At 62.0% G+C, this 14,685-nt stretch carries 9 protein-coding genes; 6 read left to right on the forward strand and 3 right to left on the reverse strand.

The window, feature by feature from the left end; all coding sequences use genetic code 11:
* Positions 1-296: 296 nt before the first annotated feature.
* Entirely contained in the window at positions 297-518 is a 222-nt protein-coding gene (locus FHX03_RS21685; RefSeq protein ID WP_097625079.1) for a DUF1674 domain-containing protein, read from the reverse strand.
* 110 nt (positions 519-628) lie between these two features.
* Here FHX03_RS21685 and htpX point away from each other — a divergent pair, with 110 nt between their 5' ends.
* The 4 genes from htpX to purH all read left to right on the forward strand — a co-directional run bounded on the left by htpX (position 629) and on the right by purH (position 6,596).
* Positions 629-1,591, forward strand: a complete 963-nt coding sequence (gene htpX / locus FHX03_RS21690; protein ID WP_183855392.1) for a zinc metalloprotease HtpX — start codon at positions 629-631, stop codon at positions 1,589-1,591.
* Positions 1,582-2,970 carry an RsmB/NOP family class I SAM-dependent RNA methyltransferase gene (locus tag FHX03_RS21695; protein ID WP_183855394.1) on the forward strand — a complete coding sequence of 463 codons (1,389 nt, stop codon included), beginning with the start codon at positions 1,582-1,584 and terminating at the stop codon, positions 2,968-2,970. Before htpX ends, FHX03_RS21695 begins: the two co-directional genes overlap by 10 nt.
* Positions 2,971-3,154: 184 nt before the next feature.
* Positions 3,155-4,828, forward strand: coding sequence for a heparinase II/III family protein (locus FHX03_RS21700; protein WP_183855396.1), 1,674 nt, complete (start codon positions 3,155-3,157; stop codon positions 4,826-4,828).
* Positions 4,829-4,979: 151 nt separating this feature from the next.
* Positions 4,980-6,596: a bifunctional phosphoribosylaminoimidazolecarboxamide formyltransferase/IMP cyclohydrolase gene (gene purH, locus FHX03_RS21705; protein ID WP_097625075.1), complete on the forward strand. Its 1,617-nt coding sequence runs from the start codon at positions 4,980-4,982 to the stop codon at positions 6,594-6,596.
* Between the two features lie 8 nt (positions 6,597-6,604).
* Here the strand turns inward: purH and FHX03_RS21710 are convergent, their stop codons facing one another.
* Entirely contained in the window at positions 6,605-7,993 is a 1,389-nt protein-coding gene (locus FHX03_RS21710) for an MFS transporter (protein WP_183855398.1), read from the reverse strand.
* A gap of 23 nt (positions 7,994-8,016) precedes the next feature.
* A complete protein-coding gene (locus FHX03_RS21715; protein WP_183855400.1) occupies positions 8,017-12,792 on the reverse strand; it encodes an NAD-glutamate dehydrogenase in 4,776 nt (1,591 codons plus the stop codon).
* 275 nt (positions 12,793-13,067) lie between these two features.
* Between FHX03_RS21715 and pdxY the strand changes: the two genes are divergently transcribed.
* Positions 13,068-13,943 (forward strand): pyridoxal kinase PdxY, encoded by an 876-nt coding sequence (gene pdxY / locus FHX03_RS21720; protein ID WP_183855402.1) that lies wholly within the window; start codon positions 13,068-13,070, stop codon positions 13,941-13,943.
* Positions 13,944-14,014: 71 nt separating this feature from the next.
* Positions 14,015-14,656: a carbonic anhydrase gene (locus tag FHX03_RS21725; RefSeq protein ID WP_097625071.1), complete on the forward strand. Its 642-nt coding sequence runs from the start codon at positions 14,015-14,017 to the stop codon at positions 14,654-14,656.
* Positions 14,657-14,685 lie beyond the last annotated feature (29 nt).

Consider the following 14,685-nt stretch of genomic DNA (forward strand, 5'->3'; position numbering starts at 1 on the left):
GATCGCCGAAGACGATTTCGGCGCGCTTGGCGATACCTCGACGCTCGCCGATCCGGCCGTCGTCGACGATCTGATCGCCAACCGGCAAAACAAGGCGACGGCCTGATATAGCGAGCCGCTCCGGCCTACCGGGTTCTGGGGCGGCTCACTTCCTACATTTGGAGGCGTGGCCGGCGGCTCCTCATATTGCTGTAAGAGAAGATTGCCCGCGAGGTGCCGTTAGCCGGATTGTTTGGCAACGATCGACCATTCCGTCCAGCACCTCGCGTGTCAGTTCCCGACCGAGACGAGAAAACCTAAAAATCGATCGCCCGGCCATTGATCTCGTAATCGCCGAAGCGGGCCGGCTCGGCGCCGCCGCGGCCGCCGGTTTCCGGTGGCAGCTCCAGCGGCTTCTGGTTCTTTCGCCGCTCCTCGGCTTCGGCAAGCGCACGTTTGGCAGCCGGGGACAGCATCTTGCGCGGCTGCGATGCCTCGGCAGTCGGCGTTTGGCTATTGTCGTTATCGGCGTCCTGCATGGCATCTCCTGCCCGAAAATATTGAAAATGGCTGGTGAATAACCAAATCATAATGTGCCGGTGCCGCGATTGAAAGCTTGCGCCGGCGAAATCGGAGATGGAGATCCGCAATGAACCTCGTCCGCACTGCCATGTTGCTTGCCTTCATGACGGCGCTTTTCGTGTTTGTCGGCTTTCTGATCGGCGGTCGCGCCGGCATGATGATTGCTTTCGTCATTGCCGCCGGCATGAATTTCTTCTCCTATTGGAATTCCGACCGCATGGTGCTTTCGGCCTATCGCGCCCAGCAAGTCGATGAGCGCAACGCACCGGAGTTCTTTGCGATCGTGCGCAATCTCGCCCGCAATGCCGGCCTGCCGATGCCGAAGGTCTATCTCTATGACAGCCCGCAGCCGAATGCCTTTGCCACCGGCCGCAATCCCGAGAACGCCGCCGTCGCCGCCTCGACCGGCCTGCTCCAAGCATTGTCTCCAGAGGAGGTCGCCGGTGTGATGGCGCATGAGCTCGCCCATATTCAGAACCGCGACACGCTGACGATGACGATCACGGCAACGCTTGCCGGGGCAATCTCGATGCTCGGCAACTTCGCCTTCTTCTTTGGCGGCAACCGGGAAAACAACAACAATCCCCTCGGATTCGTCGGCGTCCTCGTCGCGATGATCGTGGCGCCGCTTGCGGCCATGCTGGTGCAGATGGCAATCAGCCGGACGCGCGAATATTCGGCCGACCGCCGCGGCGCCGAAATCTGCGGCAATCCGCTCTGGCTGGCCTCGGCACTCGGCAAGATTGCCCGCGGCGCTGCCCATGTGCCGAACGCGGATGCCGAACGCAACCCGGCGACCGCGCATATGTTCATCATCAATCCGCTCTCCGGCGAGCGCATGGACAATCTGTTTTCCACGCATCCGAACACGGAAAACCGCATCGCTGCGCTGCAGGACATGGCGCAGGGCGGCATGAACGTCTCGACGCCGCCGGTTCGGGCTGCTAATCCGTCGCGCAAATCGCGCTCTGTTCCGGATACGGGTCTTGGTCGCGGTGGTTCGCAACCGCCAAAAGGTCCATGGTCTTGAATTCAGACGGCACGAAGAAACCATTCCGCAAGCATAGGCCCTCCGCCGAGCGATCCGCGCCTGTAAAACCTGGCCTGCAGGCACGGGCCGCGGCGGCAAAAATTCTCGGCGCCGTCGTCGATCGCAAACTGCCGCTCGACGGTGCCCTCGATCATGAACACGGCAATCCGGCCTATCGGGCGCTTGGCGAAAGCGACCGGGCGCTTGTCCGCGCCATCTTGAACACGACGCTGCGCCATCTGCCGCGTATCGATGCCGCCATAGGTTCGCTGCTGGAATCGCCGCTGCCGGAGGGGGCACGGGCGCTGCAGCATGTGCTTTCGATCGGCGCCGCACAGATCCTCTATCTCGATGTGCCCGACCATTCGGCCGTCGATCTTGCCGTCGAGCAGGCCAATCAGGATCCGCGCAACCGGCGTTTCGCCAAGCTGGTCAATGCCGTTCTTCGCCGGCTCGGCCGCGAGAAAGATGAGGTGCTCGCCGAGATCGGCAAGGTCGCGCCGATGCCGGCCTGGTTCATCGCCAGGCTGGAAAAAGCCTATGGCCGGGACGCGGCGCTGGCGATTTCGGAATCCCAGCTCCAACCGGCCGCAATCGACCTGACCGTCAAGTCGGATGCCGAAGGCTGGGCAAAGCGGCTGAACGGCGTTGCACTGCCGACCGGCGGTGTGCGGCTCGCGGCTTTCGATGGCGGCATCCCGTCGCTTGAAGGCTTCGATGAGGGCGCGTGGTGGGTGCAGGATGCGGCCGCAAGCATTCCGGCCAGGCTGTTCGGCGATCTCTCGGGCAAGCGCGCCGCCGATCTCTGCGCCGCGCCCGGCGGCAAGACGGCGCAGCTCATTCTTGCCGGCGGTGCGGTCACTGCGCTTGACCAGTCGGAAAGCCGGCTGAGACGGCTGCGGTCGAATCTCGACCGGCTCAGCCTTAAAGCCGAGACGATCGCGGCGGACCTGACGACATTCGAACCGGCCGAGCGTTTCGATGCAATCCTGCTCGATGCGCCCTGCTCTTCCACCGGCACAACACGCCGGCACCCCGATGTGTTGTGGACCAAGGGACCCGAGGATATCGGCAGGCTGGCAGCGCTGCAGGAGCGGCTGCTGCGTCATGCGCTGACATTGCTTAAGCCGGGTGGCACTCTGGTTTTTTCGAATTGTTCGCTGGATCCCGCCGAAGGCGAGGAGGTCGTTGCCCGCGTTCTTGCCGACACGGATGAGATCGAGCGCGTTCGCATCGATGCCGGCGACTGGCCCGGCCTTGAAGCGGCGATCACGCCGCTCGGCGAATTCCGCACGCTTCCGACCATGCTGAAAATGCCTGATGGCATCGCCTCCGGTCTCGACGGCTTTTATGCCGCCATGCTGCGGCGCGTGGCCTGACTGCGGGCTCACGCGCGTCGTGCCACGTCTGCCCACGCCAGACGCTTTACATCCGCGCGTGACCGCGGGTGAAACACGTTAATTTGCGTATATTCGAACATTGTTACGAATTAATTCATTGCGGGCGATGAAATCGGCCGCTTTTTACCTATTCTTAACCACGAGGGTCAATAGACAATAGAATATGCAGTCCGGTCGGCGTTTTGCGAGCATGTATGTTCGGGAGGCTTGGCGGCGCGCCTTGCGCCGCGTCGCATTGCTGCGCCTAAAGCTCTTCCGCCATTCGATCAACGTGCCCGAGCGTCTGATCGTCGCGCCGACCGATCTCCGCAGCATCGATTCGCATGTGGCCGACGAGATCCTCAACGGACGATTTCTGCTGGCCGGGCGGATGCTGGAAACGAGTGGAAAGTCACCCTTCACCTTTACCCTGCCTTCGCGCCCCTTCGCGATCCGCCTTCACAGCTTCGGTTGGCTGCGGCATATCCGAGCGAACAAGACGGAGCGCAGTTCGGCCGCTGCCCGCGCGATCGTCGACAGCTGGCTTTCCATCCATGCCGGCCGCATGGAGGGGATTGCATGGGAGATCGACGTCACCGCGCAACGCGTCATAGCCTGGCTCTCGCATTCGCCGGTGGTGCTGCAGAATGCCGACCGTGGCTTTTATCGCCGCTTCATGAAGTCGCTGGCCTTCCAGGTGAGGTTCCTGCACCGCATGGCGCCCTATACGCTTGGCGGCCTGGAGCTGTTTCGGCTGCGTATCGCGCTCGCCATGGCCTCCGTCGCCATGCCTGCCCGCGCATCGACGCTCAGAAAGGCAGCACAGGCGCTCGACCGCGAATTCGATAGCCAGATTCTGCCGGATGGCGGCCATATCTCGCGCAATCCGCGCGTCGGCCTGGAATTGCTGCTCGATCTGCTGCCGTTGAGACAAACCTATGTCAATCTCGGCCATGACCTGCCGCAGAAGCTGATCTCCGGCATAGACCGCATCTATCCGGCGCTGCGGTTCTTTCGCCATCAGGACGGGGATCTGGCGCTGTTCAACGGGGCGACATCAACGTTGGCAAACGAGCTGATCTCGGTGCTCAGATATGACGAGACCGCCGGCCAGCCGTTCAAGGCTTTGCCGCAGTCGCGCTATCAGCGGCTTTCCGGCGGAAAAACAGTCATCATTGCCGATGCCGGCACGCCGCCTTCAGGAGGCGCGTTGCGGACCGTGCATGCCGGAAGCCTCTCCTTCGAAATGTCGTCCGGCCGCCACCGCTTCATCATCAATTCGGGCTCGCCGAAATTTGCCGGGCACCGCTATGTCCAGATGGCGCGCACGACGGCGGCGCATTCGACTGTTATTTTGAACGACACTTCGTCCAGCCGCTTTTCGCCCTCGCCCTTCCTCAATCACGCGATTACCGAACCGGTGAGAACAGTCACCGTCGAGCGCGCCGAAACGGAGGACGGACGCGACGGCATCAAACTCAGCCATGACGGTTATCTCAGGGTGTTTGGGGTGTTGCACGAGCGTGAGCTGACACTCAATGGCGCAGGCTCGATCGTGACCGGGCGCGACCGGCTCGTCGTCCGGGAAGGATCTGAGCATGACAAGCCCCTGAAGGCCGTCGCCCGTTTTCATATCCATCCCTCCATCGTCCTGCAGCAGAGCGACGGGGAGTCCGTGCTGCTGACGGCGCCGGACGGCGAAAGCTGGCTGTTTTCGGCGCCCGGCAATGAAGTGCTGATCACCGAGGACATATTCTTTGCCGACAGCTCCGGCATTTGCGGCTCGGACCAGATCGAAATCGACTTCGATCTTGCCGAGAAGACGGAAATCCGCTGGTTTTTGTCCCGCAAGGGATAGCACCTGTTTGCGCGGCGGCGAAGCTGTGCTAACGCGGCCTCAGAATGCGAGCGTCCTGGAGCAGGATGATCTTAGGCCCGAGCCGGCCTGAAATCCGAATCCTGCTCTAAACCAAGCGGATGTCTCCCGAAGCCCGAACGGAGAAGGTTTCATGGCCGTCATTTCCAAGAAGATCCCCGCCCCCGACAAGGTCGAAATCAAGACCGCCCTCCTCTCCGTCTTCGACAAGACCGGGATCGTCGAACTCGCCCAGGCACTGTCGGAACGAGGCGTACGGCTGCTGTCGACCGGCGGCACCTACAAGGCGATCGCCGCCGCCGGCCTTGCCGTTACCGATGTCTCCGAGATCACCGGCTTTCCCGAGATCATGGACGGGAGGGTCAAGACGCTGCATCCGACGGTGCATGGTGGCCTGCTGGCGATCCGGGACGATAGCGAACATCAGGAGGCGATGAAGACCCACGGCATCGAGGCCATCGACCTCGCCGTCATCAACCTCTATCCCTTCGAGGAAGTGCGCGCGGCCGGCGGCGATTATCCCACCACCGTCGAGAATATCGATATCGGCGGCCCGGCGATGATCCGCGCATCGGCCAAGAACCATGCCTATGTGACCATTCTGACCGACCCCAACGATTATGCCGAGTTCAAGGAGCAGCTTTCCGCCGATGCCGGCAAGACGGCCTATGCCTTCCGCCAGCGTATGGCCGCCAAGGCCTATGCCCGCACCGCGGCCTATGACGCCGTGATTTCCAACTGGTTCGCAGAAGCGCTGTCGATCGACACGCCGCGCCACCGCGTTATCGGCGGTGCACTGAAGGAAGAGATGCGTTACGGCGAAAACCCACACCAGAAGGCTGCCTTCTATGTGACCGGCGAGAAGCGCCCGGGTGTTTCCACGGCTGCCCTCCTCCAGGGCAAGCAGCTCTCCTACAACAATATCAACGATACGGATGCCGCCTACGAGCTGGTCGCCGAGTTCCTGCCCGAGAAGGCGCCGGCCTGCGCCATCATCAAGCATGCCAATCCCTGCGGCGTCGCCACCGGGTCGAGCCTGGTCGAGGCCTATCGGCGGGCGCTTGCCTGCGACAGCGTTTCCGCCTTCGGCGGCATCATCGCGCTCAATCGGACGCTGGATGCCGAAACGGCCGAAGAGATCGTCAAGCTCTTCACCGAAGTGATTATCGCGCCTGATGTGACCGAGGAAGCGAAGGCGATCATCGCCCGCAAGCCGAACCTGCGGCTGCTGTCGGCCGGCGGCCTGCCAGACCCGCGTGCTGCGGGCCTGACAGCGAAGACCGTTTCCGGCGGCCTGCTGGTCCAGAGCCGCGATAACGGCATGGTCGAGGATCTGGAGCTCAAGGTCGTCACCAAGCGCGCGCCCACCGCGCAGGAGCTTGACGATATGAAGTTCGCCTTCAAGATCGGCAAGCACGTGAAATCGAACGCCGTGGTCTATGCCAAGGACGGCCAGACGGCCGGCATCGGCGCCGGCCAGATGAGCCGCGTCGATTCCGCCCGCATCGCCGCGCTGAAGGCGGAAGAAGCCGCGAAGGCGCTTGGCCTGGCAGTGCCGATGACGCATGGCTCGGCAGTCGCCTCCGAAGCCTTCCTGCCGTTTGCCGACGGTCTCCTGTCGATGATCGCCGCAGGCGCGACCGCGGTGATCCAGCCGGGCGGTTCGATGCGCGACCAGGAGGTCATCGATGCCGCCAATGAACATGGCATCGCCATGGTCTTCACCGGTATGCGCCACTTCCGGCACTAATTGGGCGTCTATGCGCGGTCGGCCGGATAGGGCGTGCGGATCAGGAGCACTAGTCCGCCGGCGAGAAACAGGATCAGCGTGGCCATTCCAAGCCGCGGTGATCCGCTCATATAGGTCACCAGCGAGAAGAGCAGCGTCGCCATGAAACTCGTGGCGCGCCCCGAAAGCGCGTAGATGCCAAAGTAGCGGCCGGCCTCTTCAGGGCTGACGCTGCGGGCGAGATAGGAGCGCGACGAGGCCTGCACCGGCCCGAAGGCGAACCCGATCAGCAGGCCGTAGAGGATATAGGCTTTTTCCGCCGCAGTGCCGAAGAGGCCGCCGGAATCCGCCGTCGGCAGCGGCAGCAGGCCAAACAGGGTGTAACCCGGTCCTGTCGAAATGATGCCGATCGTGGCGAGAAGCAGCATGGTCAGGCTGATGACGACCGTCACCTTCGAACCGACACCCTTGTCGATGCGGCCGGCGATCAGGCAACCGAAGATCGCGACGACATTGAGGATGATGCCGTAGATGCCGATCTCGATCGTTGCCCAGCCGAACATGCCGGCGGCGAAGATACCGCCGAGGATCAGCAGGCCGTTGACCCCGTCCTGATAGATCATCCGGGCGATGAGAAATGTCAGTATGCCGCGGCGTTCCTTGAGTTCGCCAAGCGTGTTTTTCACTTCCCGCAGGCCGGCGCGGACGGCGGTGCCGAACGGAAGACCTCTGCTGACATCCGGCGTGAAGAAGAACATCGGCAGGATGAAGATCAGATACCAGACGGCCGAAATCGGCCCGGTGATGCGTGCATCCTCTCCGGTCCGAGGATCGAGACCGAAGAGCGGCTCGAGGCCGAGGATGGTCTTGCCGCTCTCCGGGCTCGCCGCCAGAAGCGTGACGACGGCAATGAGCACGATGATGCCGCCAAGATAACCGAGCCCCCAGGCTGTGTTGGAGAGCTTGCCGACCTCGTGTTTGGCGACCAGGCGCGGCATCATCGAATCGTTGAAGACGATCGAAAACTCAGCCGAAATCGAGGCGAGGATCATGAAAATGACCGGATAAAGAACAGGCGAGCCGGGGGCTGCGAACCACAGGCAGAAAAGGCTCGCGATCTTGATGACCGCGAAAAAGCCGATCCAGGGCTTGCGTGCGCCGGACTGGTCGGCGATCGAGCCGAGGATGGGCGAGAGCAGGGCGATGATCACCGAGGAGATCGTCGCCATGTTGCTCCACGTCGTCTGCGCGGAAACCGGGTCATCGGTCAGACGGGAGACGAAATAGGGACCGAAGATGAAGGTGGTGACCACGGTAAAGAAGGGCTGGGCTGCCCAATCGAAGAACATCCACCCCCAGATGCCCTTCTCCGTGGCTTTCGGCGGCTGCGTTCCTGTCCAGTCGATGCGATTCAACATCCGCTCCTTTTCCGCGGACTGTCTCACCTCGCCCGGTCGCGCGCAAGATCGGTCAGGATACCTGCAGCAACGGTAATACGCGCAAGATTGGGATCGCCGCCGTCGCTGAGGCTCGATAGCTCTTCGACGATCCGGTTGATGCGGATGCGATCCTGGGCATGCCAGGCCTGAACCGGGAGCTTTTCCTTGCCGTGATCGGACAGCGCCGAGATGACGATGTCGCGTCTTGCGCTGGCGATCTGGTCGATGCTGCGAGCAAGCGCCAGGTTCTCGTAATGGTCGGAGGTGAGGATCCGCCCACCCGCCGCCAGCAGCCGGGCAATCCGGAAGGTCTGGGATACTGCGAAGTAGTTTTCAGCGGCGCGCACCAGGGGCTCGCCGGTGCGCTCGGCGATCTGCATGATCTCAGGCACGAGCGCGAAGGTCTGGAGGTTGGCGATCTCGGCTGCGAGCTTTTCGGGCACGCCCGCCTGGGTATATTCGGCTTGGCGCGCTGCGGCATCGCCGGCCGATTGTTCGGCAAAGGCGGGCTTCAGTTTCTTCAGAGCGGCCTGCAGCCGGCTAATCACTTCGGCCATATCCGACTTGGTCATCGCGGTCTTCAACAGCAGGCGCGTCAATACGGTAAAGCTATGGCTGATTTCCTCGTAGATGCGGTTCTGCATTTCGCCGGATATCCGGCCGTCGAGCGCATCCGTTTCGGCCCAGAGCCGGGTCAGGTCGAAACCATCGCGCGCAACGATTGCCGCGCGCACCACTTCCGGTGCCGAAGCCGCCGTCGCATCCATCATGGCAACGGTGAAGCTCGGCCCGCCGCGGTTGATCGCTTCGTTGGCAAGCACCGTCGCGACAATTTCGCGCTTCAGGCGATGACCGGCGATATCGCCGGCGTTCGACTTCTGCATCTTGACGGGGAAATAATTCAAAAGCGTCGCGGTAAAATAGGGGTCATCCGGCAGATCGCTGGCGGCCAGCGCATCGAAGAGCACGATCTTGGCATAGGATACCAGCACGCCGATTTCCGGTCGCGTCAGCGGCTTGCCGGCGGTATAGCGTTCGGCCAGCGTCTGTTCGTCCGGCAGCGTCTCGACCTTCCGGTTCAACTGGCCGGCCGCCTCGAGCACGCTCATGAAACGGCCAAGCTCCAGGCCGTTTGCCGTGCCCTTGCGTTCCGTCAATGAAATTGCCAGCGATTGCAGGTAGTTGTTGCGCAGCACCAGGCTCGCCACTTCGCTGGTCATCGAAGACAGAAGCTGGTCGCGTTTTGCCCGAGTCAGGCGCCCGTCATGCATGGCGGCCGCCAGTGCGATCTTAATGTTGACCTCAACGTCCGAGGTGTTGACGCCGGCCGAATTGTCGATGGCGTCGGAGTTGCAGCGTCCGCCCTTGAGACCGTAGGCGATGCGGCCCTTCTGGGTGACGCCGAGGTTTGCGCCCTCGCCGATCACCTTGGCGCGCACCTCAACCGCGGTGACGCGGATCGGGTCGTTGGCGCGGTCGCCGACTTCGGCATCGGTTTCGGACGGGGCTTTCACATAGGTGCCGATGCCGCCGAACCAGAGCAGGTCTACCGGGCTCTTCAGGATCGCCGTGATGATTTCGAAGGGCGTGGCCACGGCCTTGTCGATGCCGATGGCGGCCACCGCTTCCGGTGTCAGCGTGACCGATTTCGTCGCGCGGGAGATGATCATCGCACCCTTGGAGAGCACGCTTTTGTTGAAATCCTGCCAGCTTGACCGCGGCAGGTCGAAGAGCCGCTGGCGTTCGGCGAGGGTCTTTTCCATATCGGGATCAGGATCGATGACGATATCGCGGTGGTCGAAGGCGGCTATCAGCCGGATCTTCGGAGAGAGCAGCATGCCGTTGCCGAAAACGTCGCCCGACATGTCGCCGACGCCGGCGACCGTGAAGGGCGTCGTCTGGATGTCGATGTCCATTTCACGGAAATGGCGTTTGACGGTTTCCCAGGCGCCGCGCGCGGTGATGCCCATCTTCTTGTGGTCGTAACCGGCCGAGCCGCCGGAGGCGAAGGCATCGTCCAGCCAGAAGCCGGCTTCCTGCGCCAGCGCATTGGCGGTGTCTGAGAAGGTCGCGGTGCCCTTGTCGGCGGCGACCACGAAATAGGGGTCGTCGCCGTCGAGCCTGACCGTATCCTTCGGCGGCACGATCTCGGCGCCCGATATATTGTCGGTGATCGACAGCAGCGTGCGGATATAGGTCTTGTAAGCCTCGCGGCCGGCGTTGAAGATCTCGTCGCGGCTGCCGCCGACGGGGAGCTTCTTCGGATAGAAACCGCCCTTGGCGCCGACCGGCACAATGACCGCGTTCTTCACCTGCTGGGCCTTGACGAGACCGAGCACTTCGGTGCGGTAATCCTCGGCGCGGTCCGACCAGCGCAGGCCACCGCGTGCCACCTTGCCGAAGCGCAGGTGCACGCCTTCGACTTCGACGCCGTAGACGAACATCTCGCGGAAGGGTTTGGGCTGCGGCAGCCCGTCGACCAAGTGCGGATCAAGCTTGAAGGCCAGCATCGGCTTCGGCGATCCATCGGCATTCTTTTGGAAATAATTGGTGCGAAGCGTCGCATCGACGATATTGACGTAGCGGCGCAGGATACGGTCGTCGTCAAGGCTCGGCACGGCGGCAAGCTCGACTTCGATCGCCTGATGCAGGTCGGCAAGCTTCTTGACACGGGCCTTTTCGGAAAGCCGGGTATCGAGCGTGTCGTGGAAGAGCCGGAAGATGGCGGCGGCGACACCGGGATATTTGTCGAGCGTGGTGGCGATATAATCCTGCGAATAGGCGATGCCCGCCTGGCGGAGATAACGCGCATAGGCGCGCAGCACGTTCGTCTCGCGCGCCGAGAGCCCGGCCGAGAGGATCAGCCGGTTGAAGCTGTCATTGTCGATCGTGCCGGCGAAGGCGGCGACAAAAGCTTCCTCGAGGGCGGCGCCGTAACGCTGCAGATCGATGTGGCCGCCGTTGCGGGCCTCGAGTTCCATATCGTGCAGCACGACGAGTTTCGTTTCTCCGTCTGTCGCCGGTACATCGATGTCGAAGGTGCGTTCGCTGACGACATTGAAGCCGAGATTCTCAAGCAGCGGCACGCGGCGCGACAGCGCCAGCTGGCCGCTGGCGTGGAAAATCTTCAGCGAGAGGGTGCGGCTCTGCTCTTCCTGACGATGGTAGAATTCGATGCGAAGTGGCTCGCCGGCGGCGCAGGCAACGATATCGGCGAGATCGGCCACGGTTTCTTCAGGCGTGAAGGAATCCTGAAAGGCCTGGTCGACTGATATCTTCGGTGCCTTGGGTCCGGCCAGCGCCTCGAAACGGTCATCCCAGCGGGCGGTGATCTCGCGGATCACCTGCTCGAGCTTTGACTGCGGAATGCGCGGTGTTTTGCCGCCGGAGCGGCCGATGATGAAATGCACGCGCGCCACGCCGCCTTCCGGGAAAGCCGGGTAATAGGCGGAGACACGACCGTCATAGACGGTCTTCAGATAGGTGCCGATCCTTTCGCGGACGATCGAGTCATATTCCTCGCGCGGCACGTAGACGATCACCGAGACGAAGCGGTCGAAATGGTCGATGCGCGGCAGGACGCGCACGCGCGGCCGGTCGGCGAGGTCGTTGATCTGTTCGGCAAAACTGGAAAGCAGCGTGGTGTCGATCTGGAAAAGGTCGTCGCGCGGATAGGATTCCAGCGTGTTGTCGAGCATGCGGCCGGAATGGCTCATCGGGTCGAAGCCGAAATGTTCCTTCACCTTCTCGATCTTGGAACGCAGCAGCGGGATTTCCGAGGCGAGCGACGTATAGGCCGTCGAGGTGAAAAGCCCGACGATGCGCAGCTCGCCGGTGACGTTGCCGTCGGCGTCGAAGCGTTTGACGCCGACATAATCCATATAGGCCCGGCGATGGACGATGGATTTCACATTCGCCTTCGTGACGATCAGGAAGTCGGGACCGTCGAGGAAAGCAAGGATCTCAGGCGTCGTCGTCACGGCATCCTTGCCGGTGCGCAGCACGAGCACATCGGGATTGGAGAGAATGCCGAGGCCGGTACCCTTGTCGCGTTCGACCCTGGCATCGGAACCCTTGCCGGAATAGACATATTCGCGCATCCCGAGGAACGTGAAATTCTCGTCGCGAAGCCATGTCAGGAAGGCGACGGCTTCATCGCGATCAGCCTTCTTCCGGCTGGCGCCATTGGCTGAAAGCTCGGCGATCACCCCATCGATCTTGGAGAGCATCGGCTTCCAGTCGGACACCGACAGGCGGACCTGCTCGAGCACGGTTTCGATGCGTTTGACGAGATCAGAGGCTTGGTCGGAGTTGAGCGGCGCAATATGGAGCTGGATATGGCTGACGCGGTTGGCCGGGTCGCTCGGGTGATCGGCGGAATAGAGCCCAGGCGCCTTACCTTTCTCCATGACCAGGATGGGGTGCACGGCCATGAACAGATCGCGATAGGTGCTCGTCACTTCACCCATGACCGATTCAAACAGGAAAGGCATGTTCCGATCAGTGACCGAAAGCACCGAAACGGCAATGCCACCGGGCGTCACATCGGCGATGGTGTCGATGCCGACGCGGGGCGCCTTGCCGTTCCAGGCGGCGAGTTCCTTTGCCGAATGCAAGGCGGAGAGCGCCAGCATCTCAGGCGTATAGAGTTCGAGATCGTCATTGCTGGCCCGTCCGAAGAGAATTTCCGGATCGAGATGCGCTTCGCCCGTCGCCTTGGCGATCTTGCGCGCGCTTTCGATCTGCTTTTCCCGTTTCGGATTGTTTCTGGCAGCCATGAATCGCCTCCCGCAATGGACTGGTTTTCTGCAAGCTAGCAGAAGATTTCGCGAAAAAATCTCTAAAATGCGGCCTTGAGGGATCGTATTGATGCTTTTTTGACGCTGAAAATGGGAAATTGTCAGAGATTTTTCCGATTTCATGGCCAAAACGAACGGGAGGATCCTCTTTTTGTTTTTCGTTCCGCGGCACATTTCCATGTTCACGTGAAGAACGGTTGACAGCGCGGCGTCAAAAAGATCATCAAACGCGGTCATCATTCGGATCTTGTCTCATGTCGGAAAATGCAGCGGGCGCAGTCATCGTCATCTCCAGCCATGTGGTGCGCGGCTCGGTCGGAAACCGGGCGGCCGTCTTTGCCCTGGAGACGCTTGGTCATCCGGTCTGGGCGCTGCCGACCATCGTGCTGCCCTGGCACCCCGGCCACGGCCGCTCGACGCGGCTTACATTTGCGGAAGCGGATTTCGACGCGGCGATCGACAATCTGATCCGGGCGCCCTGGATCGGCGAAGTCAAGGCTGTGCTTTCGGGCTATTTCGGCAATGCCGCCCAGGCGCGCTCCGTGGCTCGGCTGATCGCCGCGCTGAGGCAAGATAATCCCGAGCTTCTCTATGTCTGCGACCCGGTCATGGGTGATCTCGGCGGTCTCTACGTGCCGGAGGCGACCGCCGAGGCCATTCGCGACCATCTGATCCCGCTCGCATCGCTGGCGACGCCGAACCGCTACGAACTTGCATGGCTGTCCGGGGCAGCGCTTGACGACAACAGCGCGATCATGGAGGCGGCGCTGGCGCTCGGGCCGTCGCGCATGCTCGTCACCTCGGCCGTGCCGATGATGGCAGGGGGTACCGGCAATCTCTATCTTTCCGGCCGTCACGCGCTTCTTGCCGAGCACCGCGTCGTCGAAAACCCGCCGAACGGTCTCGGCGACCTGCTGGCTGCCGTCTTCCTGTCGCGCCTGCTTTCTGGTCTCGAGGACGAAAAGGCGCTTCAGCTTGCCACAGCAAGCGTCTTCGAGGTGCTGGCGCGCGCCGTCAAGCGCGGCAGCAACGAGTTGATGCTGGCGAGCGATGCGTCCAGCCTCTCGACGCCGATGGCCATGGTGCAGATGCGCCGGCTCGTGCACCCGGCGCAGCGGCGGAAAAAATGATGCATCCGTCAATGTGCTCATTTTGCAGTGCAGCAGTTGATCTTGTCTTCCGCGCGCGCTAATCCAGAAGCATGCAGCGTTTTCCAAATTCCCTTCTGGACGGTTATCGCAACTTCATGAACGGGCGTTATGCCGATGCCCGCGACAGGTATCGGCTGCTTGCCGAAAACGGTCAGAGTCCGAGCACGCTGGTCATTGCCTGTTCGGATTCACGTGCCGCACCGGAGCTGATCTTCGATGCCGGCCCGGGTGAGCTCTTCGTCATCCGCAACGTCGCCAACATGGTGCCGCCCTACGAGCCGGACGGCCATTTCCATTCGACGTCGGCCGCGCTCGAATTTGCGGTGCAGGCGCTGAAGGTCTCGGATATCGTCGTGATGGGCCACGGCCGCTGCGGCGGCATCCGCGCCGCGCTCGATCCCAATGCCGAGCCGCTGTCGCCGGGCGATTTTATCGGCCGCTGGATGTCGCTGGTCAAGCCCGCTGCCGAGCAGATCCAGAGCAATGACGTGATGACGGCCGCAGAGCGGCAGACGGCGCTGGAGCGTGTCTCGATCCGCAATTCGATCGAAAATCTCAGAAGCTTTCCCGACATCAAGGCACTTGAGGAAGCGGGAAAAATGCATCTCCATGGCGCGTGGTTCGATATTTCGACCGGCGAACTCTGGGTGATGGACGCCGAGACACGTGACTTCATTCGTCCCCAAATCTAGGGATCTGCCGCTTTATCAGTTTATTAAGA

The organism is Rhizobium sp. BK456, from assembly GCF_014194045.1.
Lineage (GTDB): Bacteria > Pseudomonadota > Alphaproteobacteria > Rhizobiales > Rhizobiaceae > Rhizobium > Rhizobium redzepovicii.